Source organism: Chryseobacterium daecheongense (assembly GCA_027920525.1).
GTDB lineage: Bacteria > Bacteroidota > Bacteroidia > Flavobacteriales > Weeksellaceae > Chryseobacterium > Chryseobacterium proteolyticum.
On record CP115858.1, the window covers coordinates 3,664,283 to 3,689,537 of the forward strand.

General features: G+C 34.8%; 31 protein-coding genes. 28 read left to right on the top strand and 3 right to left on the bottom strand.

The genetic code is table 11. The features are described from left to right. Positions 1–31: 31 nt before the first annotated feature. From paaB to paaZ, 13 genes are all read left to right on the top strand, one after another. A complete protein-coding gene (paaB, locus tag PFY10_16275; GenBank protein ID WBV55780.1) occupies positions 32–313 on the top strand; it encodes a 1,2-phenylacetyl-CoA epoxidase subunit B in 282 nt (93 codons plus the stop codon). Between the two features lie 92 nt (positions 314–405). After that, positions 406–1,155 carry a phenylacetate-CoA oxygenase subunit PaaC gene (gene paaC, locus PFY10_16280; protein WBV55781.1) on the top strand — a complete coding sequence of 250 codons (750 nt, stop codon included), beginning with the start codon at positions 406–408 and terminating at the stop codon, positions 1,153–1,155. An 89-nt stretch (positions 1,156–1,244) separates the two neighbouring features. Further along, a complete protein-coding gene (paaJ, locus tag PFY10_16285; protein WBV55782.1) occupies positions 1,245–1,709 on the top strand; it encodes a phenylacetate-CoA oxygenase subunit PaaJ in 465 nt (154 codons plus the stop codon). 141 nt (positions 1,710–1,850) lie between these two features. Next, positions 1,851–2,651 (top strand): enoyl-CoA hydratase-related protein, encoded by an 801-nt coding sequence (locus PFY10_16290; GenBank protein WBV55783.1) that lies wholly within the window; start codon positions 1,851–1,853, stop codon positions 2,649–2,651. A 35-nt stretch (positions 2,652–2,686) separates the two neighbouring features. Beyond that, the gene (locus PFY10_16295) at positions 2,687–3,037 is read left to right on the top strand and encodes a four helix bundle protein (GenBank protein WBV55784.1); all 351 of its coding nucleotides are present in this window, start codon (positions 2,687–2,689) and stop codon (positions 3,035–3,037) included. 44 nt (positions 3,038–3,081) lie between these two features. Continuing rightward, positions 3,082–4,215 (top strand): 3-hydroxyacyl-CoA dehydrogenase NAD-binding domain-containing protein, encoded by a 1,134-nt coding sequence (locus PFY10_16300; protein WBV55785.1) that lies wholly within the window; start codon positions 3,082–3,084, stop codon positions 4,213–4,215. A 22-nt stretch (positions 4,216–4,237) separates the two neighbouring features. Then, positions 4,238–4,534, top strand: coding sequence for a hypothetical protein (locus PFY10_16305; protein ID WBV55786.1), 297 nt, complete (start codon positions 4,238–4,240; stop codon positions 4,532–4,534). 2 nt (positions 4,535–4,536) lie between these two features. Then, complete coding sequence (locus PFY10_16310; protein WBV55787.1) at positions 4,537–4,950, top strand: hotdog fold thioesterase; 414 nt, start codon at positions 4,537–4,539, stop codon at positions 4,948–4,950. Between the two features lie 79 nt (positions 4,951–5,029). Continuing rightward, positions 5,030–6,235, top strand: a complete 1,206-nt coding sequence (pcaF, locus tag PFY10_16315) for a 3-oxoadipyl-CoA thiolase (protein ID WBV55788.1) — start codon at positions 5,030–5,032, stop codon at positions 6,233–6,235. Positions 6,236–6,332: 97 nt separating this feature from the next. Then, positions 6,333–6,926, top strand: coding sequence for a transferase hexapeptide repeat family protein (locus tag PFY10_16320; GenBank protein ID WBV55789.1), 594 nt, complete (start codon positions 6,333–6,335; stop codon positions 6,924–6,926). Positions 6,927–6,972: 46 nt separating this feature from the next. After that, complete coding sequence (locus PFY10_16325) at positions 6,973–7,551, top strand: transposase (protein WBV55790.1); 579 nt, start codon at positions 6,973–6,975, stop codon at positions 7,549–7,551. Positions 7,552–7,611: 60 nt separating this feature from the next. Then, positions 7,612–8,439 (top strand): alpha/beta hydrolase-fold protein, encoded by an 828-nt coding sequence (locus tag PFY10_16330; GenBank protein ID WBV55791.1) that lies wholly within the window; start codon positions 7,612–7,614, stop codon positions 8,437–8,439. A gap of 115 nt (positions 8,440–8,554) precedes the next feature. Further along, a complete protein-coding gene (gene paaZ, locus PFY10_16335; GenBank protein WBV55792.1) occupies positions 8,555–11,050 on the top strand; it encodes a phenylacetic acid degradation bifunctional protein PaaZ in 2,496 nt (831 codons plus the stop codon). 18 nt (positions 11,051–11,068) lie between these two features. On the opposite strand, the gene PFY10_16340 is transcribed toward paaZ, so the two are convergent. Continuing rightward, positions 11,069–11,776, bottom strand: a complete 708-nt coding sequence (locus PFY10_16340) for a CPBP family intramembrane metalloprotease (protein ID WBV55793.1) — start codon at positions 11,774–11,776, stop codon at positions 11,069–11,071. A 187-nt stretch (positions 11,777–11,963) separates the two neighbouring features. Here PFY10_16340 and PFY10_16345 point away from each other — a divergent pair, with 187 nt between their 5' ends. The 11 genes from PFY10_16345 to PFY10_16395 all read left to right on the top strand — a co-directional run bounded on the left by PFY10_16345 (position 11,964) and on the right by PFY10_16395 (position 19,892). After that, on the top strand, positions 11,964–12,698 hold the full coding sequence (locus PFY10_16345) for a DUF4241 domain-containing protein (GenBank protein ID WBV55794.1): 735 nt from the start codon (positions 11,964–11,966) through the stop codon (positions 12,696–12,698). Between the two features lie 2 nt (positions 12,699–12,700). Then, positions 12,701–13,399 carry an SMUG2 DNA glycosylase family protein gene (locus PFY10_16350; GenBank protein ID WBV58955.1) on the top strand — a complete coding sequence of 233 codons (699 nt, stop codon included), beginning with the start codon at positions 12,701–12,703 and terminating at the stop codon, positions 13,397–13,399. A gap of 441 nt (positions 13,400–13,840) precedes the next feature. Beyond that, complete coding sequence (locus PFY10_16355) at positions 13,841–14,605, top strand: enoyl-CoA hydratase/isomerase family protein (GenBank protein WBV55795.1); 765 nt, start codon at positions 13,841–13,843, stop codon at positions 14,603–14,605. Between the two features lie 120 nt (positions 14,606–14,725). Then, on the top strand, positions 14,726–15,343 hold the full coding sequence (locus PFY10_16360; GenBank protein WBV55796.1) for a hypothetical protein: 618 nt from the start codon (positions 14,726–14,728) through the stop codon (positions 15,341–15,343). A 60-nt stretch (positions 15,344–15,403) separates the two neighbouring features. Beyond that, positions 15,404–15,694 (top strand): transcriptional regulator, encoded by a 291-nt coding sequence (locus PFY10_16365; GenBank protein WBV55797.1) that lies wholly within the window; start codon positions 15,404–15,406, stop codon positions 15,692–15,694. A 72-nt stretch (positions 15,695–15,766) separates the two neighbouring features. Beyond that, positions 15,767–16,606 carry a metallophosphoesterase gene (locus tag PFY10_16370; GenBank protein WBV55798.1) on the top strand — a complete coding sequence of 280 codons (840 nt, stop codon included), beginning with the start codon at positions 15,767–15,769 and terminating at the stop codon, positions 16,604–16,606. Positions 16,607–16,612: 6 nt separating this feature from the next. Further along, entirely contained in the window at positions 16,613–16,906 is a 294-nt protein-coding gene (locus PFY10_16375; protein WBV55799.1) for a hypothetical protein, read from the top strand. A gap of 10 nt (positions 16,907–16,916) precedes the next feature. After that, positions 16,917–17,402, top strand: coding sequence for a Coq4 family protein (locus PFY10_16380; protein WBV55800.1), 486 nt, complete (start codon positions 16,917–16,919; stop codon positions 17,400–17,402). Between the two features lie 5 nt (positions 17,403–17,407). Then, positions 17,408–18,781 (top strand): DUF4173 domain-containing protein, encoded by a 1,374-nt coding sequence (locus PFY10_16385; GenBank protein WBV55801.1) that lies wholly within the window; start codon positions 17,408–17,410, stop codon positions 18,779–18,781. A gap of 5 nt (positions 18,782–18,786) precedes the next feature. After that, positions 18,787–19,326, top strand: coding sequence for a hypothetical protein (locus PFY10_16390; protein WBV55802.1), 540 nt, complete (start codon positions 18,787–18,789; stop codon positions 19,324–19,326). Between the two features lie 53 nt (positions 19,327–19,379). Next, positions 19,380–19,892 carry a hypothetical protein gene (locus tag PFY10_16395; protein WBV55803.1) on the top strand — a complete coding sequence of 171 codons (513 nt, stop codon included), beginning with the start codon at positions 19,380–19,382 and terminating at the stop codon, positions 19,890–19,892. Positions 19,893–19,989: 97 nt separating this feature from the next. On the opposite strand, the gene dtd is transcribed toward PFY10_16395, so the two are convergent. Beyond that, on the bottom strand, positions 19,990–20,439 hold the full coding sequence (dtd, locus tag PFY10_16400; GenBank protein ID WBV55804.1) for a D-aminoacyl-tRNA deacylase: 450 nt from the start codon (positions 20,437–20,439) through the stop codon (positions 19,990–19,992). A 3-nt stretch (positions 20,440–20,442) separates the two neighbouring features. Further along, entirely contained in the window at positions 20,443–20,895 is a 453-nt protein-coding gene (locus PFY10_16405) for a hypothetical protein (protein WBV55805.1), read from the bottom strand. Positions 20,896–21,004: 109 nt separating this feature from the next. Here PFY10_16405 and greA point away from each other — a divergent pair, with 109 nt between their 5' ends. From greA to PFY10_16425, 4 genes are all read left to right on the top strand, one after another. Beyond that, a complete protein-coding gene (greA, locus tag PFY10_16410) occupies positions 21,005–21,475 on the top strand; it encodes a transcription elongation factor GreA (protein WBV55806.1) in 471 nt (156 codons plus the stop codon). A gap of 49 nt (positions 21,476–21,524) precedes the next feature. After that, entirely contained in the window at positions 21,525–21,914 is a 390-nt protein-coding gene (locus tag PFY10_16415) for an HIT family protein (GenBank protein ID WBV55807.1), read from the top strand. A 67-nt stretch (positions 21,915–21,981) separates the two neighbouring features. Next, the gene (clpX, locus tag PFY10_16420; protein WBV55808.1) at positions 21,982–23,169 is read left to right on the top strand and encodes an ATP-dependent Clp protease ATP-binding subunit ClpX; all 1,188 of its coding nucleotides are present in this window, start codon (positions 21,982–21,984) and stop codon (positions 23,167–23,169) included. A 78-nt stretch (positions 23,170–23,247) separates the two neighbouring features. After that, complete coding sequence (locus tag PFY10_16425; protein ID WBV55809.1) at positions 23,248–25,251, top strand: T9SS type A sorting domain-containing protein; 2,004 nt, start codon at positions 23,248–23,250, stop codon at positions 25,249–25,251. Positions 25,252–25,255 lie beyond the last annotated feature (4 nt).

Below are 25,255 nucleotides of genomic sequence, written 5' to 3' on the forward strand. Positions count from 1 at the left end.
AATTCTCAAATTTTCAAATTTATAATTGACTATGGCAAATTTAGATATGTGGGAAGTGTTTATTCAGACTAAACCGGGATTATCCCACAAACATGCAGGAACAGTGCAGGCACCAACCGCAGAAATGGCTCTTCAGAATGCAAGAGACGTTTATACCAGAAGAAAAGAAGGAACATGCGTTTGGGTTGTTCCCAGCAAATATATTGTAAGTTCAGAAGGTATGGATCAGGAATCATTTTTTGATCCGGCAGATGATAAATTATACCGCCATCCAACCTTCTATGACATTCCTAATGATGTAAAAAATATGTAATTAATAAAGACTTCAGTATATGAGACTGCAGATATGAAAATTAAATATCTGAAATCTGAAATCTGAAATCTGAATCTGAAATCCATCAAAAAATGAATCCATTATATAATTATTTATTAAAATTCGCGGATGATAGTTTCATCATGGGGCAGAGACTATCCGAGTGGTGCGGTGAAGGTCCTTATCTGGAAGAAGATATTGCATTGACCAACATTGCTCTTGATGAACTTGGACAAGCGAATAACTTTTATCAGTATGCTTCGAGAGTAGCTGATAATGGTAAAAGCGAGGATGATCTGGCATTTTTGAGATATGAACATGAATACATCAATGCTCATTGGGTAGAGCTCCCTAATGAAGATTATGCCCAGACAATTCTTAAAGTGTATGTTTTTTCTATCTATCAGAAATTAATGTATGAAGCTTTATCAAATTCTTCAGATGAAGACTTATCCGCGCTTGCCCAAAAATCTTTGAAAGAGGTTAAATATCACTATACTCATGCTTCATCCTGGATGAAAATTTTTGCACAGGGAACAGAAGAAAGTAAAGTACGTCTGATAAAAGCAATTGAAAATATCTGGGAATACACAAAAGGTCTGTTTGCAAAGGTGGAAGGCGAAGATGATCTGATCACTCTTAATATTGTACCTGATGTTGATGCCCTTTATGAGCAGTTTATTGCTGTTACAGAAAAAGATTTTGCTGATTTTGGACTAGAATATCCAACGGATCATTTTATGCAGCCAAAATCAAGAACAGGTTACCATACCGAGTATTTTGGATATATTCTTTGTGAATTACAATATATGCAGAGAGCATATCCGGGGTGTACGTGGTAGTAAAATAAGATTTATTTGAAAATATACCCCCATTTAAAAATTAAACAATTGTATAATGGATTTTCAAATAGGCAAATGATTAATAAGTAATGAACCAATTATTAAACATATTATCCCAGGTTCCTGATCCGGAAATTCCGGTAATCAATATTGTGGAATTAGGTATTGTAAGAGAGGCAAAAGCTACCAGCGAAAGCTCTTGCGAGGTAATAATTACGCCTACTTACTCTGCCTGTCCCGCTATGTTTACCATTGAGGAAGATATCATGAAAATCATGAAGGAAAATGGGTGGGATGCAAAGGTTGTTACCAAAATGTTTCCAATTTGGACAACGGATTGGCTAACAGATGAAGCAAGAGAAAAACTCCGTGAATATGGAATTACTCCTCCGGAGAAAGGGGCAGATGAGCACCATATAGGGAAACCTAAAAAATGTCCACGCTGTGGTTCTATGCATTCTAAGCAGATCAGCAGATTTGGATCTACATTATGCAAAGCATCATACCAATGTCTGGACTGTTTAGAACCTTTTGATTATTTTAAATGCCATTGATAAATTAATGTACTTGTTATATTTAAGGCATATGGCTATGTAAAGCATAACGAAGCTACTGCCGGATTACTAAGCTGGTAGATGGTTACATTAATTTATATTGTTAAATTAGAGCATTGTTAAATAATAAATTTAAAAACTATGTATACACAACTTGATATCGAAACTCATTTTGATGGAAAACTCAAAATTGCCTACCTGAATCAACCTGAATCATTAAACGCATTAACAAAACCTTCTTTGGCAGATTTGAAAGATTTTATAAAATCCTGTAATGAAGATGAAACGGTAAGATGTGTGGCGATTTCCGGAAGAGGAAGAGCATTTTGCTCAGGACAGAATTTAGATGATGCTTTTGTACAGGGAAATGAACACCATGATCATGATATCATTAGAAAAATAGTAGTGGATTATTACAATCCATTGGTTACAGAAATCACACATTGCAGAAAACCTGTGGTTGCACTGGTAAATGGCCCGGCAGTTGGAGCAGGTGCCATGCTTGCCTTGATCTGTGATTTCGTATTAGCAGTTGACAAATCTTATTTTGCACAGGCTTTTTCAAATATCGGGTTGATCCCTGATACGGGAGGAACTTATTTCCTTCCGAAACTATTGGGAAGACAATTAGCCAATTACCTTGCATTTACAGGAAAAAGATTGTCAGCAGAAGAGTCAAAAGCTTACGGTTTGGTAGCTGAAGTTTTCAACGAAGAGGAATTTATTCCAAAATCAATGGAAATTCTGGAGAAAATGGCCAATATGCCTACCGCTGCTATAAAACTTACTAAAAAAGCATTTGCTCAGTCGTACAACAATACACTCAAAGAGCAACTGGAGTTAGAAGGCGACCTGCAACAGGAAGCTGCAGAAACAGAAGATTTCATAGAAGGTGTAAACGCCTTTTTACAAAAAAGAAAACCTGATTATAAGGGAAGATAATTAATTTGAGAATGGGCTAATTTGAAAATTTGAAAATGAGAGATGACAAAGAAAATATCATTGTAAATAAGACTTTTGACTTTGCATTGAACATTATTGAATTTTCTGAAGAACTATATAAGGCTAATAGATTTCCATTGGCAAACCAGATTTTTAAATCAGGAACTTCAATTGGGGCTAATGTTAGAGAAGCTCAAAATGCAGAAAGCAAGGCCGATTTTATTCATAAATTAAAAATCGCTGCTAAAGAAGCTGAAGAAACAGAGTATTGGCTTTTGTTATGTTCTCAATCTCAATATTTAAAATCTCCGGATGAAAAAATACGATCAGATTTAAAAGAGATTGTGTTAATCTTATCTAAAATTATTTCAAGTTCAAAAGCTTAAGTAATTTTCAAATTAGCTCATTTTCAAATTTTCAAATTTAAAATATGAATGTAGGAATTATCGGTGCCGGAACTATGGGAATAGGCATCGCACAAGTAGCAGCAACAAATAGCTGTAAAGTTTGGGTATATGATGCCAACTCAAAACAGGTAGAAACGGCAACGCTAGGTTTGGAAAAAACATTAACCAAACTAGTAGATAAACAGAAGATTTCAGCTGAAAAAATGACCGAAGTTCTTGCTAATGTCTCTATCGCTACAGAACTGAAAGATTTCAAAGACTGTGAATTAGTCATTGAAGCAATCATTGAAAACAAAGAAATTAAAACTAAAGTTTTCGTAGAACTGGAAAATCATGTTTCCGAAAACTGTATTATAGGTTCCAATACATCGTCCATTTCTATCACATCTCTTGGCGCAGAATTGAAATATCCTGAACGTTTTATCGGAATCCACTTTTTCAACCCTGCACCTCTGATGCCTTTAGTTGAAATTATTCCTTCCTTATTAACAGAGAAGTCTTTAGCAGAGAAAATGTATAACCTCATGAAAGATTGGGGAAAGATTCCGGTTATTGCTAAAGATATCCCAGGATTTATTGTCAACAGAATTGCACGTCCTTTTTATGGTGAAGGATTGAGAATCGTTGAAGAAAATATTGCCACACCAGAGCAGGTAGACGATGCCATGAGGACCTTAGGAAACTTTAAAATGGGACCTTTTGAATTAATGGATCTCATTGGAGTTGATGTTAATTTTTCAGTTACAACAACTGTCTATAAGGATTATTTTAATGATCCGAAATATAAACCTTCCTTGTTACAGCAACGTATGTCTGAAGCAAAACTTCATGGAAGAAAGACCGGAAAAGGTTTTTTTGATTACAGGGAAGGAGCTGAGAAACCGATTGCTCGAAAAGATGATGCGTTGTATGAGCAGATCTTCTTAAGAATCATCTCCATGCTGATCAATGAAGCTGTAGAAGCTAAAAGATTAGGTGTAGCGAATGATGAAGACATCGAGCTGGCAATGCAAAAAGGAGTCAACTATCCTAAAGGTTTATTAAGCTGGGGGAGAGAAATAGGATATACAAAAATCTCGGAAACCCTGCAGAACCTTTATAACGAATATCAGGAAGAAAGATACCGACAAAGCCCTTTATTAAATAAGCTTGCTTAATTTGAAGGATAAAACTATTATAATGGATTTAGATATTTTCGGAGCAGAATTAAAACAGAGGCTTTTGATGGAAAAAGAATACCTGGTCCGGGAATGTTCTTTGATCAAAGATGATCAGGAAAGGTTGGAATTGCTGGGGAAATTTAACGATAAATATAAGGAGGCGATCAAGAGGATAGCTGATGAAAATAATTTCGATCTGAATGCTTCTTATCCTTCCGAAAACTTTTCATATGAACATATGATTCTAGGTAAAACTATGGGTATTTATGAGATATTGGTTGAAGAATTATATGAAGAAATAACAAGTATAAACTAAAAATGAATCCAAAACAAATTGCAGATTATATGCTCGGTCAGGATTATTTTTCCCAATGGATGAATATCAGAATGATTGATGTGAAAGAAAATTATTGTCTAATAGAAATGCCTATTAAAAAAGATATGATTAACGGACTTAAGACGGTCCATGGAGGGGTGACGTTTGCCTTTGCAGATTCTGCACTGGCCTTTTCATCCAATAATTCCGGGGACGCTGCAGTTGCGTTAAATTGTATCATCAATTTTACTAAAGCAGGAAAAGAAGGTGATATCTTTAGGGCAGAAAGTAAGCTGGTTAACGATACCCGGAAAACTGCTGTTTATGATATTCAGATCACCAATCAGAATGAAGAGCTTATTGCAAAATTTGTAGGAACAGTATATAAGATCGGAAAGAAAGTAACAGAATTATAAAATCAGACATAAGACTCAGATATCAGATTAAAAACGAATGAAATCTTTTTTGCCTGGTATTTCAAAATCTAAATAAAAAATGGAAAACGTATACATTGTAGATTATATCAGAACTCCTATTTCAAAACTGCAGGGAGGATTATCGGAAGTAAGAGCGGATGATTTGGCGTCAATTGTTATCAAAGAAATTGTTGCAAGAAATCCCGAAGTTCCGGTAGAAGAAATTGAAGACGTTATTTTCGGGTGTGCCAATCAGGCGGGTGAAGATAATAGAAATGTTGCAAGAATGGGTCTTTTACTGGCTGGTCTTCCTTATAAAATCGGGGGAGAAACTGTCAACAGACTATGCGCTTCCGGAATGTCCGCCGTGGCAAACGCTTTTCGTTCAATAGCTGCAGGAGAAGGAGAAATTTATATTGCAGGAGGAGTAGAGCATATGACCCGTTCACCTTATGTGATGTCAAAACCAAGTGCTGCTTTCGGAAGAGACAGCCAGATGTTTGATACTACTTTCGGATGGCGTTTTATCAACCCTAAAATGAAAGAACTGTATGGTGTTGATGGAATGGGAGAAACTGCCGAAAATTTAGCAGATATACATCAGATCAATAGAGAGGATCAGGATAAGTTTGCCCTTTGGTCTCAGCAAAAAGCAACAAGAGCTCAGGAAAGCGGAAGGCTGGCAGAAGAAATTGTAAAAGTTGAAATTCCTCAAAGAAAAGGTGATCCAATCATTTTCGAAAAAGATGAATTTATTAAGCCATCTTCGTCTATGGAGGGATTGGCAAAACTTCGTCCTGCTTTCAGAAAAGAAGGAACAGTTACAGCAGGAAACGCTTCAGGAATGAATGACGGAGCTGCTGCTTTAATTTTAGCGAGTGAAGAAGCGGTTAAAAAGTATGGTCTTAAGCCAAAAGCAAAGATTTTAGGATCCGCAGTAGCAGGTGTTGAACCAAGAATCATGGGAATAGGACCGGTAGAAGCAACTCAAAAACTACTGAAAAGATTAAACCTTTCTCTTGAAGATATGGATATCATCGAGTTGAATGAAGCATTTGCAGCACAGGCACTGGCCGTAACCAGAAGTTTAGGGTTGAAAGATGATGATGAAAGAGTAAATCCAAATGGAGGTGCCATTGCAATAGGTCATCCACTGGGAGTTTCGGGAGCAAGAATCGTAGGTTCTGCAGCAATGGAGCTTCATAAACAGGATAAGAAATATGCGTTGTGTACCCTTTGTATCGGTGTAGGACAAGGATATGCGATGGTAATCGAAAAAGTATAATTAATTTGGAAGTGAGTTAATTTGAGAATTTGAAAATGCTTAAAGACATTCCTAATCTTCAAATTATCGCATTCTCAGATTTTCAAATTAAAAAAAGATGAACATCTATTCATACCACGGGATTCGTCCCATTATAAAACCTTCTGCATACATTCATCCGCAGGCAGTCATTATCGGGAATGTAGAAATAGGTGAAGAAGTATATATTGGTCCCAATGCGGTAATCCGGGGGGACTGGGGAAAAATTATCATCAAGGATGGAGCTAATGTGCAGGAGAACTGTACCCTGCATGTTTTTCCGAATATAGAAACGATATTAGAAGAATCTGCACATATCGGACATGGAGCTATTATTCACTCCGGACACATCGGCAAAAACTGTCTGATCGGAATGAACGCTGTGGTAATGGACAAGGCTTATATTGGCGATGAAAGTATTGTCGGAGCATTGGCTTTTGTACCGGCGAATTTCAGATGTGAACCAAGAAAACTGGTTGTAGGAAGTCCTGCAAAAATCATTCGTGATGTTTCCGATGAAATGATTCATTGGAAAACAGAAGGGACAAAGTTATATCAGGAATTGGCAAGAGAGGGAAAAGAAGCTATTCTGCCTTGTGAGCCTTTTACAGAATATGTCCAGCAGATTCCAACGAAAATTGTAGATTACAGTATCTGGGATGATATAAAATAAATATCTAGTAAAATCTGTTAGATTTAGACTAAATATCAGATTTAAAATGATTAATACAGAAAATTTTGAGTTTGAAGGTACGTATCATATTTTCTCTCATGTAAATGGGACTGAAATTATTTTTCGTGAATCCTTAAATTATCAATTTTTTCTCGAAAAGATAGAAAAATATATTCTTCCAGTCGCTGATATTTATGCGTATTGTCTATTACCTAATCATTTTCATTTGTTATTAAAATTTAAGAATTTTGATAATGTAAGTAATGAAAATGAGCATCATTTTTTAATGAAGCATTTTGGTAATTTATTAAATGCTTATGCTAAAGCTTACAACAAAAAATATAATAGAAAAGGAGCTCTTTTTCTAAATGCGGTAAAACGAAAGAAAATCTCAGATGAGAAATATTTATTGAAAGTTTTCCATTACATTCATAATAATCCGGTTAATCACGGATTTGTAAGTAAAATTGATCAATGGAAGCATTCTTCGTATAATTCATATCTAAATCCTGAAAAAGAGAGTAAATTGAATAGAAAGGAAGTTATGCAATATTTTGATTCGGTTGAAGTTTTTAAAAATTATCATAAGTCTACTATTGAATATGATTTTTTAAATTTTGAATAATTGCTAACAATTAAACCTAACGGGTTTTTAAAACCCGTTAGGTTTAACAAAAAATTAAATATGATTAAAAAAATTGCACTTATATGCAGCATGATGTTGACGATGAATAGTGTGGTGTCAGCACAAACTGTTGCTACAAAACCGCTTACAATTGGAGAAGTGAGGACGATTAAGTCTAAAACCTTAAATGAAGACAGGATATTGAATATTTATCTTCCACAAGGATATGACAAAACAAAATCATACCCGGTAATCTATCTGTTGGATGGAAGCATAAATGAAGATTTTATTCACGTGACGGGATTAGTACAATTCTTTAATCAGATGTATTCCATGCCGGAAACCATTGTAGTGGGAGTTGCTAATTTAGATAGAAAAAGAGATTTTACTTTTCATACAGATTTAAAAGACTTGCAGAAAGACTATCCTACCACAGGGCATTCTGATCAGTTTATTACATTCATGGAAAAAGAGCTAAAACCCTATGTTGAAAGCCAGTTTAAAACTACGGAAAAATACCTTTTTGGCCAATCTCTGGGCGGACTTTTAGCAACGGAAATTCTTTTGAAAAAGCCGGAAATGTTCAATAACTATTTTATTATCAGTCCAAGTTTATGGTGGGATGATGAAAGTCTTTTAAAGCAAGCTCCTCAATTACTTACAAAATCTTCGGATACTAAAAAGTTTGTCTATGTTTCTGTAGGAAAAGGAGAACATCCGGTAATGGTAAAAGATGCCGAAGCTTTCTACGATGTTTTGAAAAAAGCCGGAAAGAAAAACTGGACATTAGAATATAAAATGATGGAAACAGACAATCATGCTACTATTCTTCACAGAAGTTTATATGAGGGATTGGTAAAAATGTTTCCTTACCAGGAACCGAAGTAAATCAGTTTCACTTGATCGGTGTTCCTAAAAATATTAGATCGTAATAGTAATTCGGTTATTACTGTGAATACCTTAGGGCTCACTAATTAATTTAAGTAAAAAGTAAAAAAACTATATGGAAAAGTTAAAAAACTATATCTACGGACAATGGATAGAAGGGACCGGAAGCGGAGTTCCTTTGTACAATGCCGTTACAGGAGAGCAGGTAGCTGTTTCCGATACTGAAGGCCTTAATTTTGAACAGGCTCTTGACTATGGAAGAACTGTAGGATATAAAAATCTTTCTTCAATGACTTTCTATGACCGTGGAGAAATGTTGAAAAAAGTGGCGCTTTACCTGCTGGAAAGAAAGAAAAAATACTACGAGTTATCCTATAAAACTGGAGCTACCCATGTGGATTCCTGGGTGGATATTGAAGGAGGTTTTGGGACTTTTTTTACCTACTCGGGATTGGCAAAAAGAATGTTGCCTAATACTCCATTCTGGGTAGATGGAGATACACAGAAAATTTCAGCGAACGGAACTCATTTAGGAACTCATATCCTTACTCCAAGTGAAGGAGTATCTATACAAATCAATGCGTATAACTTTCCGGTATGGGGAATGCTGGAAAAGCTTTCTACTTCATTGTTGGCAGGTGTTCCGTCCATTGTGAAGCCATCACCTTTTGGATCTTATCTTACCAATGCAGTATTCCAGGACATGATTGAAAGTGGTCTTCTTCCGGAAGGTGCTGTACAGTTGGTTTGTGGCGAACCCGGAAATATTCTTGATTATGTTCAGGATGGAGATTCCGTATTGTTTACGGGTTCTGCGAATACAGGAAGAAAACTGAAATCATTGCCTTCAGTGGCAGGTAATGCTGTTCGTTTCAATATGGAAGCAGATTCATTGAATTGTTCTATCCTGGGACTGGATGCAAAACCAGGAACTCCGGAATTTGATTTATTCATCAAAGAGGTTCGTAATGAAATGACAACAAAAGCCGGCCAGAAATGTACTGCTATAAGAAGAATAATTGTACCGGAACACCTTATCGGTGATGTACAGCATGCATTGGCAAAAGCATTGGATCAAACTAAAATAGGAAATCCTCTAAGCCGTGAAACCAGAATGGGATCATTGGTAGGAAAGCAACAGTATGATGAGGTTCTCCGAAAAGTAGATATTCTGAAAACTGAAACAGAACTAGTTTATGATGGTAAACATGAGCTTGTAGATGCAGACTATGAAAAAGGATCATTCATGAGTCCTAAATTATTCCTGAACGATAAGCCTTTCGAGAAAAATATTTCTCATGATGTAGAAGCTTTTGGTCCCGTTTCTACTTTGATGCCTTACAAAGATGCTGAAGAAGCTGCAGCACTCGCAAAAAGAGGAAAAGGAAGTTTAGTAGGCTCAATTGTTTCCCACGATGATCAATTTGTAGCTGAAACTTCTTGGAAAATGGCATCGCAACATGGAAGAATCTATGTACTGAACAGAGATAATGCTAAAGAGAGTACAGGACATGGTTCCCCACTTCCTACATTGATGCACGGAGGACCGGGAAGAGCAGGAGGAGGAGAAGAAATGGGAGGATTAAACGGGCTGCATTTCTTTTTACAAAAAACAGCTATTCAAGGGTCACCTGATATTTTGACGGCAATCACCAAAATTTACCAGCAAGGGGCAGAGAAAAAATATGCAGATAAGCATCCATTTCAAAAATACTTTGAAGATGTTGAAGTTGGAGATTCTCTGGAAACAGCAGGAAGAACAGTTACCGATGCAGATATTGTGAATTTCTCCAATGTTTCGTGGGATCACTTCTATGCACATACAGATGCTACAAGCTTAACGGGAACTATTTTTGATAAGACGGTTGCTCACGGATACTTTATCCTTTCTGCTGCTGCCGGACTATTTGTATCGGGTAAAAAAGGACCGGTAATAGCAAACTATGGTCTGGAAAATTGCAGCTTCTTTAAACCGGTATATGCTGGAGATACAATTACTGTTTACTTGACAGCTAAAGAAAAAATAAATAGAGGAGTCAAAGGAAGAAATATTCCATCCGGGGTTGTTAAATGGTTAGTGGAAGTAATTAATCAAAGAGATGAGGTGGTTTGTGTGGCTACTATTTTAACTTTAGTTGCAAAAAAATCTCCTTTCGTTGATCTTAATCTTAAAAATATTCAGAAAATTTTAGGAGGCTTGACCCAAAGTACAAAACCAAACTGGGGGAATATGTCTCCACAACAAATGATTGAGCATCTTGAGCATGGCGTTTTGGTAAGTATGGGAGAACCTGAAGCTGAAAAATGCTTTACTCCTGAAGAACAGCTCGAAAAATGGCAGGATTCCCTTTACAATCACAGGAAAATGCCTAAGGATTTTCCGGCACCTTACTTGGCTGAAGATGAAAAACTGTTGGAATTAAGACATAAGAATTTTGATGCGGCAAAAGAATCATTCATAGAAAACCTGAAACGATTTTCAATTTATTACAAAGAAAATCCTCAAGCAGAACATCTGAATTTTGTATTCGGAAAACTAAATAAAGAAATGTGGGAATTGATGCATAGGAAGCATTTTACCCATCATTTTGAACAATTTGGATTGATCTGATAATATTAAAAGGAAGCTTTATAAAGCTTCCTTTTTTTGGGTACTGATGTCTTGTTTTTTTAGATATCTCAGATACCAGTAAACCAAAATGGGAAGTGCAAAGATTTGAAATAGAAATATAAAAAGTGAGATGAGACCTTCCGGCTTATGCTCATTGGTTTTAATCAAAACCTGTTGTCCCAAAGGACCGTTTGAGAAAATAACAATATTAAAGATATTCCATCCCAGGTGAAGCCCAAAAGGAAGATAAAGTGATTTTGTTTTTGCAAATGCAAATGCAAGCATCAATCCAAATATTCCGGTCATAAAAAAAATAATCACCATTTGAATAGGGTTTCCAAATGCATTATAAGAAAACAAATGGTAGACACCAAAGCAAATGGCAGAAAGATAACAGGCGATCTTAATTCCCAATTTTTCAATGGCTAAGTAAAGTAATGCTCCCCGAAAAATGAGTTCCTCAAATATGACTGATCTTAAAGTCCACCAGACGCTGGTGAATATTGTCTGTAAGGTCATATGTTTATTTAATATCCAGCTGTTATCGCTGAAAGTCTTATTCATTACATGATAAAGTAAGCATACCAATGCTGCTAACAGGAAGCCTGTTGTCCAGTTTATAATTCTATTTCTGGTGGGTTTAAATCCTAAAACAGAAAGTGTTTTTTTATCGATATACCATAGCAAGAGCCCTGAAATAATAAGTTCAGCAAGAATTCCGATCATGGGTAAATAGTTTTTATATCGTATTTTCAGCACGATAAGTTCGATGACTAAAATAACTAAAATAATTGAAAATCAGTAGGTAATAGTATTTTGTATATATTTTTGTTTTTAAAAGTCCGTCTTCATTTGATCCGGATTAAATAAATAGTAATTTTAATTTTTAAATGAATTGATAAAAAATAATATCATGAATGAAAGCTGGCTACAAAAATGGGATGAAATGAAAGACCTTCTGGTTTGTCCTACAGATTTAGAAGCTTATTTTACTTCAGACGAGATTTTCGGAAAAAAAATGGAAGTAATACATGTTGGAAATGTTTCTATCCCTTCTGGAAAAGTAATAGTAAGAGATCCTTTGGTCTATTTGAATGCAGCAGAAAAACCTTACTTTATTAACTCTCCGAAAGGAAATTTTCCGGTACAAATAGCAGTAGTAAAATCTGAAGATTGGGGGAATCGCTATGCAGCGGTAAAAGTTTCATTTACGGATAAAAGGCCTGTAATTTATCGTGAGGCTTTAATTGGACATGAAGAACTGGAAGGAGTGGGAGAAGGAGAATATTTTGGATTTTCTGTAGACGCTGGTCTTGCTTGTATTACTGATGCGGAGGTATTGCCTTATTTCGATAAGTTCCTTACCCAAAAAAATGTGGGTAACATTTACGATGATTATTTTGCCGATATCTTTGCTCAGAGTTATAAAAACAACCCCAAAAACCAGAGGGAGTTAGGGGATTGGATCAATTGGACCATACCAGGTACATCTTATCAAATTCCGATGTTTGCCAGTGGGTTCGGTGATGGCGCTTATCCTGTATACTTTGCTTACGACGAAGATAATCAGGTATGCGGGTTATATATTCAGTTTATTGACATTGAACTGGCCCTTTCCGAAGAGCAGGAGGATGAAGAAGATTTCTAATGATGGGAGCTAGTTTTGCTGATAAAGTTATTGACTTTAATAGAAACCTTAATTATAACGGTAAGCTGCCACATAATTTTGAGGTGTTGAATCCATATTTTGACAATCCGGAAACGATGGCTGTTATGGAACAGTTTTATAAAAAGTATTATAATGATTCCATACAAAGAAAGTTTATGGTAGGAATTAATCCCAGCAGACATGGCGCTGGTGTAACTGGAGTACCATTTACAGATACAAAACGACTTGAAAGTGTTTGTGGGATAGCAATGCAATCTGCACGTACGCATGAGGTTTCATCTGTTTTCATGTATGATATGATCGAACAGTATGGAGGAGCCACTGAATTTTACAAAGATTTTTATATAAACTCTCCTTTTCCCTTAGCAATCGTAAAACGATCCGGAAATGGTTGGCTTAATGCCAATTACTATGATGATAAGGAGCTATTTTCTGATGTTAAAGATTTTATGATTGAATCCTTAAAAAAGCATATCAGTTTAAATCTTGATACTACAGAAGTATTTGTTTTAGGAAAGAAAAATGCAGATTTTATCTCAAAACTGAATAAAGAAGCAAATCTCTTTGAAAAAATGACCATTCTTGAACATCCCAGATATATACAGCAATATAAACTAAAAGAAAAGCAAAGCTATATTGATAAATATATACTTGCATTAAAAAACAAATCCCTTGGATAGCTCAAGGGATTTTCCATTTGTGTAGTAGAATCTTTCACGGTACAATGATAGCTTATGATATAATTTTCACGGTTATTAGTTTTATCGTCGTAAGCTATTTCTTTATGATCTTATTTGATCCCAAAGGAATTTTCATTAGATATGCTCTTGCAGGGAACTCAGAGATATCTTTTTCATGTACTCCTTTTTTAATGTCTGTGCTTTTTAAAGAGCTGGCACTGTAGCAGGAAAAAAGCAGCATGTTTAGTATCTCAAAGGAACAATAATAATGGGACCCGAAAGTAGAGTAGAAAGTACCAAATTGATGCATCCGTATTTCTACGTAATAGGCTTAAAATAGAGTGACATGCTGATCACTATTTTGCAGGTCAATTTGTTGTGGTTAAATTTTCGTTAACAGGCTGTAATTCGTATTTTTGTAAGAATCCAATTTAAATTAAAATGAACGAATTTGTAGTCTCAGAACTTAAAAACAATATCGCAGAAATCACCTTTGGGACCCCTAAAAGTAACTCACTTCCTGGAGCGATTCTGGAAAAATTAGCACAAACGATCTTAGATGAAGGTGCAAAAGATGAAGTAAAAGCTATTCTTGTAAAAAGCAGTGGTGAAAAAGCTTTTTGTGCCGGTGCCAGTTTTGATGAACTTCTTGCTATTGAAGAATTAGATGCATCTACAAGGTTTTTTGGAGGATTTGCTAAGGTACTGAATGCGATGAGAAATTGTGGTAAAATAGTTGTGGTAAGAGTTCAGGGAAAAACGACAGGTGGAGGAGTAGGTATTGCCTGTGGAGCTGATTATTGTTTTGCAACAAAGGATTCTGCCTTGGCTTTGACTGAAATTAATTTAGGTATTGGTCCTTTTGTAATAGGCCCGTATGTTGAAAGGAAAATAGGAAAATCACAATTCTCTGCAATGGCGATTGATGCCGATTTCAGATCTGCTGAATGGGCTGAACAACATAATGTTTATCATTCTGTTTCAGAAAATATCGAAGAAATGGATGCTAAACTGGATAAATTTCTACAGGTATTAGCTTCCAGAAGCAGTGATGCTCTTGCACTTATTAAAAAGGTATCATGGGAAGGAACAGAACACTTCAATGAATTAATGCCGGAAAGGATTCATATGAGTGCTAGTCTCATCCTGGAAGAATCTGCAAAGAAAAATATTGAGTCTATTAAAGAAAAATTAAGAGTTAAGTAAAGGCTTACTTCATAAATAAAAAAACCGTTGAAATAATCAGCGGTTTTTTTATTTAAATAATCTTCGAAATATTTTTAAGTTTCAGAAAAATATTTAACTTTGTATTTCAAAGTTCTTTATATGGATTCAAAAAACTACCACGAAGATCTATCCCACATCCGTTCTATGATGGAACGATCTTCCAGATTTATTTCATTGAGTGGATTGTCTGGTGTTTTTGCCGGACTTGCTGCCATTGCAGGTGCAGTGTATGTGTATTTTGTTTTTCAGAGAGAAGGAATCGATTATTTTGATGGGGATCGAAATATCTACAATCCTTCTTTAGTGAGAGAATTAGTGATTATAGGAACTTTGATCTTATTTGTTGCGGTACTGAGCGGATACTTTTTTACAGCGAATAAAAGCAGAAAGCAAGGATTGAAAATATGGGATGCTACGACAAAACGTCTGCTATTAACGTTTTCTGTTCCATTAATAACAGGAGGCGTAGTATGTCTTGGTCTTTTATATCATCACCTTTTTCCATTGATTGGCCCAGCGACATTAATTTTTTACGGTTTAGCACTCGTGAATGCTGAGAGATATACTTTAACTGATGTCAAATATCTGGGCTATTGCCAGATTATACTAGGGTTAGTTTCCCTTTTCTTTCTAGGATGGGGATTAGTAGCGTGGACGCTGGGATTTGGTTTTTTACATATAGTATATGGCCTCATTATGCATAAAAAATATAAATAATGATTTAAATTTGCAGCTCTAAAAAAGTAATACTGTATACTATACCTACCACCAAAGATTATGATTAAAATAAATCAGCTCAACAAAGAATTTGAAAGTCGGGTAAGATTAGGCATTATGTCTGTTCTTATGGTTAACGATTGGGTTGATTTCTCGGAAATGAAAGGATTATTGGAGATTACTGATGGTAACTTGGCCAGTCATAGTAACGCTTTGGAAAAGGCTGGATACATAGAAATAAAGAAGGAATTTGTTGGGAAAAAACCTAAAACCTCTTATAGGGTTACCCAGAGTGGAAGAAAGGCTTTTTCTGATCATTTAGATGCTCTTGAAAAATTAATAGGCAGATAAAACTATATTTTTTTATCAATTTACTTTGTAATTCAAAGTTCTTTGTTTTAATTCAATATGTAAAAATAGTACATGACAAGAAAAACATTTTTAAAAAAGCTCTTTCAGCTCGCTGTAGTAGGATCCTTTCCTGCTCTATACTCTTGGCAGGTAGAGCCTTTTTGGGTGGAGTTTGTTGAACGTAAGCTTCCCATTAGAAATTTACCGGTGAACCTTGAAGGTAAAATTTTGATGCAGATTTCCGATTTGCATGTAGGTAACCGATTTGACTGGAATTTCCTTATTGAATCTTTCCATAAGGCTAAAAAATTTAATCCGGATTTTGTAGTGTACACCGGTGATTTTGTAAATCACGGAACACTGGAAGAACAAAACGATTTAAAAATAGTAATGGAAGAAGCCGTATATGGAAACCATGGAACATTTGGAATTTTGGGGAATCACGATTATGGACCAGGGTGGAAAGACATTGAGCTTTCCAGGAGTATTTGTCGGATTTTAAATAGCTATGGAATTGAGATGCTAAATAATGAGCAAAATAATCGGTATGGAATCAACTTTATTGGATTTGAGGATCTGTGCTCTCCCAATTTTGATCCCTTGAAGGTTATGAAAGATTTAGATCAGTCTAAAGCGAATCTGGTTCTTTGCCACAATCCTGATGTTTGTGATAAAGATGTATGGAACGGATATCAGGGATGGATCCTAAGCGGGCATACCCATGGCGGACAATGCCGGATTCCCGGTGTGATCACTCCCGTACTCCCTGTTAAAAATAAGAAATATGTTTCCGGAGAAATTGATTTGCAGGATGGTAGAATGCTTTACATCAACCGGGCAATCGGACATTCTTATCAAGTTCGGTTTATGGTTCGTCCGGAAATTACTGTTTTTACCTTAACAAAAGCTTAAAATAATATGGATAATAAAGAAATTGTGAATATAGGAAAATATGTTTTCTGGCTTTCATTTTTGCTTGGGAATATATGCCTGTTCGGATACCTTGTCAGCAGAATTGATGTATTTGCGATAGGAGGCTTCTTATTGCTCATTTTTGGATCCATCTTGAATTTATTGGTCATCGCCGGACTTTTAATTTATGGGTCGATATATCATGCCAAGCTTCATGCTTGTTTACAATCAATCGGAATATTATTAATCAATATCCCTATCGCCTGTCTTTATACTGTTATTGGAGTTAATCTTAATTAAATAATCAACTATGAAAAAATTACGTGTTCAGTTTTTACTTTTTGTATATGATAAAACTCAAAAGTTTTACAGAAGATATTTTAAGAAAAAGAAAAGACAATGGCAGTTCAACGAAAAACAACTGCTTAGTTTCAATGAAGATACCTTAGGCCGTAAACTGGGGGAATTTTATAAGCGTTATGGATTTACCATGATTCCTAAAATGGAAAATCACGATGTTCATCATTTGATTACAGGTTGCGGAACTAATTTCGAAGATGAAATTGCCATGCAATATCTGCTGTTGGGAAATGGAAAACTTAATGCCCATCTTCTGGCAGCAATCATATTAGGAACTTTGATTTTACCGGAATATTCAAAAATGTACCTGCAGGCATTTCGGAAAGGTCAAAATATGAGGTCTTTTCATCATTGGGATTTTGAAGCTTTGCTATGGCAAAATTTTGAAAATCTGAAAGATTTTATTCAGCAAAAAAATACAATAACTTATTATTAAATATCATGAAAACACATCACTATATACTCCTTACAACCGTCTTATTTATTATTCTTTTTTATAACGAAAATGTAGGTTTAAATCTTGGACTGTTAGGTATTGCTTATGCGTTACTAACATGGTACAAAACACCAAAGTCAAACAAAACAAAAGTATTTTTCATGCTTTTTTTCACAAGTATTTTTTCTTCAGTAGCTTTTGCCTGGTATGGAGATTTTGCTTCTTTTGTGGCGGTTGTAAGTTCACTTCTGCTTTTATCTTACAGATCAGGAAATAAAAGACTAAAAATTCTCTTCTTGATTCCTGTTTTTATAGTGAACTGCTTTACTTTTTTATGTCGATTTTTTAATTTTGATAGTTGGCTTCCCCAAAAAAATATTTCGGGGTTAGGACAGAAAATATTTGCCTTTATCTTGATTCCATTGGTATTAGTTGCTGTTTTTTTTGGAATTTACTCTGTAGGAAGTGATCATTTTGCCAGCTTGTTTACGAATATCAAAATAGATATTAATATTTGGGAACTGTTCTGCATAACAGTATTGGGGATGTTTATCGCTTTCAACTATTGGAATTATGCTGTAGAAAAATTTATTTATAAACAAAATCATTTTTTAGATGATACTTTTCACACGAAAGATCAAATCGTACAATCAACATATTCTTTTCTTGATATTGATGCAGAAAGGATGAGCGGCATAATCTCGTTTTTAGCATTAAATGTATTATTGATCTTTTTTATCATCACTTATAATTACGAACTATTCTACGAAGCTTCAAAAACTCCCGGCCAGCTTTCAGAAGAAACCCACCAAAGAGTAAATGCTGTGATCATGTCTATTATTATGTCTATTCTGGTGATTATGTTTTATTTTAAATCCGGATTTAATTTTGATCCGAAAGCCGGGCTTATGAAAAACCTGGCTAAGATCTGGATTTTTTTAAATGCGGCACTGATTATTTCCACGATGATAAAGAACTCCGAATACATTATCAATTATGGTTTTACATATAAAAGGCTTGGAGTATATGCTTTCCTGACTCTTTCATTGATTGGTTTGACAATGACGTATATTAAAATTCAATACAGAAAAAGAAATGCTTTTCTGTTTAATACAATGACATGGTATTTTTATGGAACAATTTTGGCTTGTAGTTATATCAATTGGGGAGGATTAATTACTTCTCACAATATGAAGCGAAGTGATTTTAATGCGGATTATCACTTCACAGAAATCAACTTTAGTGAGAAAAGTTTACTGAAGTTTGCTGCCGAAAAAAAAGATATTATACTAAAAAAACAAATTATAAGTAAAGTGAAACAAAAGAAATCATTTTCTTTCTTGTCAGAAGTGCTTTACTATGAAACACTAAAAGAATAACTATTATGAAAAAGTCCTTATTGCTGATCCCATTGATTATTGTTTCTTGTAAAAAAGAACCAAATGTAAACGAAACAGCCAACAAAGATTCGATCATGATTTCAGAACAGCCGGGTCCTGAACATTCAGTAGATTCAGCTGCTATAAGAAAAAAAGATTCTATCATTAATAATTCTCCCGTCACCAAACATGTCTTAAAAAAAGGTGTGATGAGAAGTGAGAAAGATGGGCAAATAATAAGAACTGCCGATGCCTCACAGCTTCCATTTACAGTAGGAGAGCAATTTACAAAAGAAGGACAGGAGCTGATTCTCAAAATCACAAATTATAATAAAAGTGATATCAAGGCATCCATTTCTACAAAAGAAAAAGATTTTAATATTCGTTTCAATCAGATAAAATTGCCAAATGGAGAATACGATGGTCCTTTTGGAAGAGATATTTTTTATCAGATGGCGGGCAAAGGTGAAGTATGGTTAATTATAGGCAAAAGTAACATGGCTTCCGGAAACACAAAAGGAAGTTTTTCAGTAAGCGTCGAATAATAATTCTTTGGTATAGTTTCTGCAAGATAATTTTTGTATTAAGATTTACAATTATGAAAAATATATTTTTAACTGCAGTGGCAGCTTCTGTTGCCCTTGTTAGTTGTGGAACAGTACAGTCATTGGTTCAGAATACGTTTCCTTATACGGCTAATGTATTAGTATCCACAGGAGTGCCTGCCGATAAAGAGGTGTCTTCTACGGCTACTGCTTCTAATGTACAGACTTGGTTTGGTGGGAATAATAATGCTAAAATAAAGGATGTGAGATTGGCAGATGCAAAAATCTCTGTGGTTTCTCCTTCTGGTGGCAACTTAAGTGCTTTTAAAAACATTAAAGTTTATATTTCTTCAAATGGTACGGGTGAAAGACTTGTTGCATCAAGATCCAACATCTCTTCAAATAGTTCCAGCTTAAACCTCGATCTTAATAATAATGGATTTTTGGATGAGGTCGTAAAGAGCAACGGACTTACAGTAAGAACAGTTTATGAACTGAAAAATCAGACAAGTTCAGATATGAACTTAAAAGTAGCATTGAATTTCAGCAGTATACCTGCGAATTAGTTTTTATAAAAGTTTATTAGGAAAAAGGTCTTTCAAATTTTGAAGGACCTTTTTTATTTGGGATTAAATATAATTTAATGTATTGATATAAAGTGTCTTACATTTTTGTTTGGCTATCCATTACAATAGTGACAGGACCATCATTAACTAAAGAAACCTTCATGTCTGCACCAAAAATTCCGGATTCTGTTTTTAGTCCTGATTTTGCAATTTCTTCTTTGAAATAATCAAAAAGGGGAATTGCTTTATCGGGTTTTGCTGCCTTAATAAAGGATGGACGATTTCCCTTTTTATAATCAGCTATCAACGTAAACTGGCTGATACAAAGGATTTCTCCTGAAATATCTTTTAATGAAAGATTGAGCTTATCATCTTCATCAGCAAAAACTCTAAGGTTCAATATTTTTTGTACGAGCCAATCTGCATCTGCTTTCTCATCATTTTCATCAATTCCAATGAGTAGCATAAAGCCACTATTGATCTCGCCGACGATTTTCTCTTCTACTTTTACATGAGCTTCTGAAACTCTCTGTATTACAACTTTCATAAATTAATAATAAACATTTAATACTCTGGTATTGGGATTATAATTGTAAGGATAAGTTTTCGGAGGTACATTTGTTCCTGACGAAGGTTGGCCGGTAAGTAAAATCCATTTAGCGTTATCCTTTGGACAAATGATACTAATATTGTCTTTTACTTCAAGTGTAGTATCATTATCAGGGCATATATGAGGTGCATTTCTATCAAATACCATAAACTGATTATCTGATCTACGGACAATAATTAAACCCCGTGTTCCTGATTGTTGCTCATCCACATAGATCCATCCACCTACATAGTTCAAATTATTATATGCAGCTAAATTAAGGTTCAAGGTTACGTTAATTGGAGTATTGGGAAAGCAGCTTACCGTGTCTTCTCGACTTCCGCAAGAATTAACAGATATATTGCTGATTATCAGTAAAGTGGAAAAGAATAAGATTGAAAAAGTTTTTTTCATTTCAATTTAAATTTTTATATATTTGTAAAAATTAAACGATTACAACACGAAAACATTGTCCGGCAAATGTCGGATTATTTTTTTATACTAAAACTAAATTTTGAAAATTATGGCAAGCTATGTTACAAAGGAGGGGTTAGATAAAATGAAAGCCGAGCTTGAGCAGTTGGAAACTGTAGAAAGACCTAAAATTACTCAACAGATTGCAGAAGCTAGAGACAAAGGTGATTTGTCTGAAAATGCAGAATATGATGCGGCAAAAGAAGCTCAGGGGATGCTTGAAATGAGAATTTCTAAACTGAAAGATGTTATTTCAGGGTCTAAAATAATAGATGAAAGTCAGCTAGATACTTCAAAAGTTTCCATTTTAACAACTGTGAAACTAAAAAATAATGCAACGCAACAACAACAGATATTTACTTTAGTTCCTGATAATGAGAGCGACCTTAAAAGCGGCAAGATCTCTGTAAATACACCTATTGCAAAAGGTTTGCTAGGTAAAGTTGTGGGAGAGACCGCAGAGATTGTTTTACCGAACGGAAATAAATTATCTTTTGAAGTACTTGAAATTACCCTATAAGGATAAATTAATACATGTATAATTCTCTGAAGTAAATTTTTTGATGCATATGAGTACTATATTCACAAAAATCATTAATGGCGAAATTCCTTCCTACAAAATCGCAGAGGATGAAAATTTCGTTGCGTTTTTAGATGCAATGCCCTTAGTTAAAGGACATACATTAATAGTCCCTAAAAAAGAAGTGGATCTGATCTTTGATCTGGAAAGCGAGGAGTATAAAAACCTTTGGGGATTTTCACAAAAAGTTGCCAAGCAGATTAAAAAAGCAATTCCTTGTATTAGAGTAGGGATTGCAGTGGTAGGCCTGGAAGTTCCTCATGCACATATTCATTTAATACCACTCAATACAGTGGAAGATATGAATTTTAAAAATGAGAGACTGAAATTAACGGATGAAGAGTATACCGAAATTCAAAAATCAATTATTAATTCTTAAAAAATCAAGAAATCGTAAAAAAGAAATTTTTTACGATTTTCTTTAACATATATATTATATAAATAGTATGAATTCAAACCAATGTTCTTTTTGTGGCAGAAAAAGAAATGAAGTGCAGATGCTTATTTCTGGTCAGAATGGCTTTATCTGTGAAAACTGTATAGAACAAGCTCATGCGATTGTAAAAGACAGTGCTACTAAAACTGAATTTTCACCTGCGGAAAATATAGATACGCTAAAAAAACCAAAGGAGATTAAAGAGTTCCTTAACCAATATGTGATCGGACAGGATCAGGCAAAAAAACAACTTTCGATTGCTGTATACAATCATTATAAAAGATTGCTTCATGCACAGGATGAAAATAGAGAAGTAGAGCTTGAAAAGTCCAATATTATCATGATCGGTGAAACAGGAACCGGAAAAACTTTGCTGGCCAAGACTATAGCAAGAGAACTTAATGTTCCTTTTTGTATAGTAGATGCTACGATTTTAACCGAGGCCGGATATGTAGGAGAAGACGTTGAAAGTATTCTTTCAAGACTTCTTATGGTTGCAGATTATGATGTGGAAAAAGCTGAAAAAGGAATTGTATTTATTGACGAAATAGACAAGATTGCCAGAAAATCTGATAATCCAAGTATTACCAGAGATGTTTCTGGGGAAGGTGTTCAGCAGGGGCTTTTAAAATTGCTTGAGGGAAGTATTGTAAATGTTCCACCACAAGGAGGAAGAAAACATCCGGATCAGAAATATATCCAGGTTAATACCCAAAACATACTATTTATTGCTGGTGGTGCTTTTGATGGTATAAAGGAAATTATCGAGAGAAGAATGAACAAACAGGCAATAGGTTTCAGTGCTGAAAAGATAAATAATGTAGATGAAGATGAATATGTATTAACAAATATTAATGCAATAGATCTCCGTTCTTTCGGATTAATTCCCGAACTTTTGGGAAGATTTCCAATCATTACATACCTCGAAAAACTAACAAAAGAAACGATGGTACGTATCATGAAAGAGCCCAAAAATTCAATCGTCAATCAGTTTATTGAGCTTTTTAAAATGGATGGCACAGAATTGGTATTTACGGATGGTGCTATTGAAAAGATCGTGGAGGAAACCCTTGATAAAGGATTGGGAGCCAGAGGACTTAGGGGAACTACCGAAAAAGTCTTGGAAGACTACATGTTTGCAATAGGTGAGGAAAAGAAAATAGTATTAACTGAAGATAATATTATTGTTAATAAATAAAAATAATTTTTTTATTATGAAAAAAATCATACCTTTGCGGGTGAGATTGTATTATAACACACACAAATAATTTATACAATGAGAAAAAGTTTATTTGCTATAGGTCTTTTAGCAATTAGTTATTCTGTTCAGGCGCAGATATTATGTCACGTAGACGCTAATGCTAATATGTATGTAAGTAAAGGTACCCTAGTTTATAGCGGGGGAGGTTTACAAATGAAAGCTAATGGTACTATAGAAAACCATGGAAACTTTATGGTTTCTGGTACAGCAACTGATCTTGTCAAGACGATTGATGCGTCAAATGCTGATAAGACAGAAGCAAACGGCGGAGGTAATTTTATTAACAAACTTAATGAGCCTACGGCTTATGCATCTGTTAATACCAATAGCTCTACTGCTACTCCCGTTTATACTTACGGACAATTATTCATCACAGGTATTCCACAAGCAAACATTACTGGAATTGTAGATCAGGAATTCAGACAAGTTCGTCAGGGTGATTATCAACAAATTGGGATGCCGTTCTATTTTAAAACTCCAGCTACTTTAAATGCTGAATTTGGTAAAACATTCACAACAGTAAGAAAATCAAAGAATGATATCCTGTATTGGAATAACAATACGGTACAGTTTGTTCATTTATCACCGATCAATGGTATTTACAAGTTTGGTGATGCAGCACCTACCTATTCTTATTGGGCATTAGGTGGAGCCGGCTTAGATGTTAGTTCTATTACACGTACCGTAAAAGGGCGACCTGTGAGTGATATTGCAACAGGAGTTATTGGAACTAGTGTTACATTACAAAATGCTGGAGCTGGAATCAACTTTGGGGCAGGTGGAAATAATCTAAATTCATTTAGAGAAAAATACAATACCTATGCATATGACCCATTCGAAATTCCTTCAGGTGGAGCATTGTGGACAGGTAATTATGCTAGAAACATGTATCAATTTGGTAATCCATTCCTAACCAACCTTGACTTATCAAAAATTGCATATAACGAACCGGCTGCTAATGGTGACGGAGTAAACCTTAGTAATATATATGGTGTAGTACTTGATGTTTCCGGGGTTGTAAATAATCAAGGTGGAACAACTACCGGAGGTTATAAATCGGTTACGTTTAATGCTGGTGTTCCAACAGGGGATGTTGATTATTTGATGATCAGACCATTTGGAACTTTTACGATTAAGCTTAATAACAATAATAATACGGATGTTCTAAACTTTGGCAATCTTAGGAGGTTTAATTATTATAGCAGAGCAGCGAATACTGATTATAATGTTAATGCAAGCAGAAGTGCTGCAGGTAGCATGAGTCAAGGCACTGTAAAGCAATTAGGAATTATTGCTCTTGATGCTAATGGTGTAGAAATTGGTAAAACTTATTATGTGGTTTATCCAAATGCAACTACTGGACATTCAGCAGCTGCTAAAACACAGTATGCTGCATCAACAGCAGATGTTGTGGGTACTTTTGAAGAAAATAAGGCTGGAGGTTATGATAATGATTATACTTCAAAGTATTGGTTACGTATCAATGAAGCCAATGAAAATGATTTTAAAGGAAAAAATGTGATGTTAGCAACTTACAGTTCTAATATAAAATCTTTTAAATTTGAAATTAGAGAGAATGCTGAATTGGTAAGTAAGGGGACACACCAATTATCTTCAGGTACAGGTTTCTATTACAAAGCTCCAAACGGAGAAGTAACTGAAGCAAAACAAGGAGATATAATTCCTGCCAAAGGAACTGAGTACAGTTTATATTATGGTGCACCTGAGGCCTCAACAGCAAGAAATCTTGCAATGGATGGAGCAGCAGTGAAGCCTTCATCAAGAACTAAAGTAGTTTATAACCCGGATATTACAAATTATATTGTAAGATTTGATCCGGATTGGAAGAAAGCAGATATTGAAGTTTATGATATGAGTGGTAAACTGGTAATCTCTAAAAAAGCAGTAAATACTTCTGCAGATTTTGTAATTGAATTAAACAATTCTATTAAAAACTCTTATGTAGTAAAAATTGTTTCAGATAAGGGAGAAACTGTTAACACTAAAATCTTAAAATAAAATA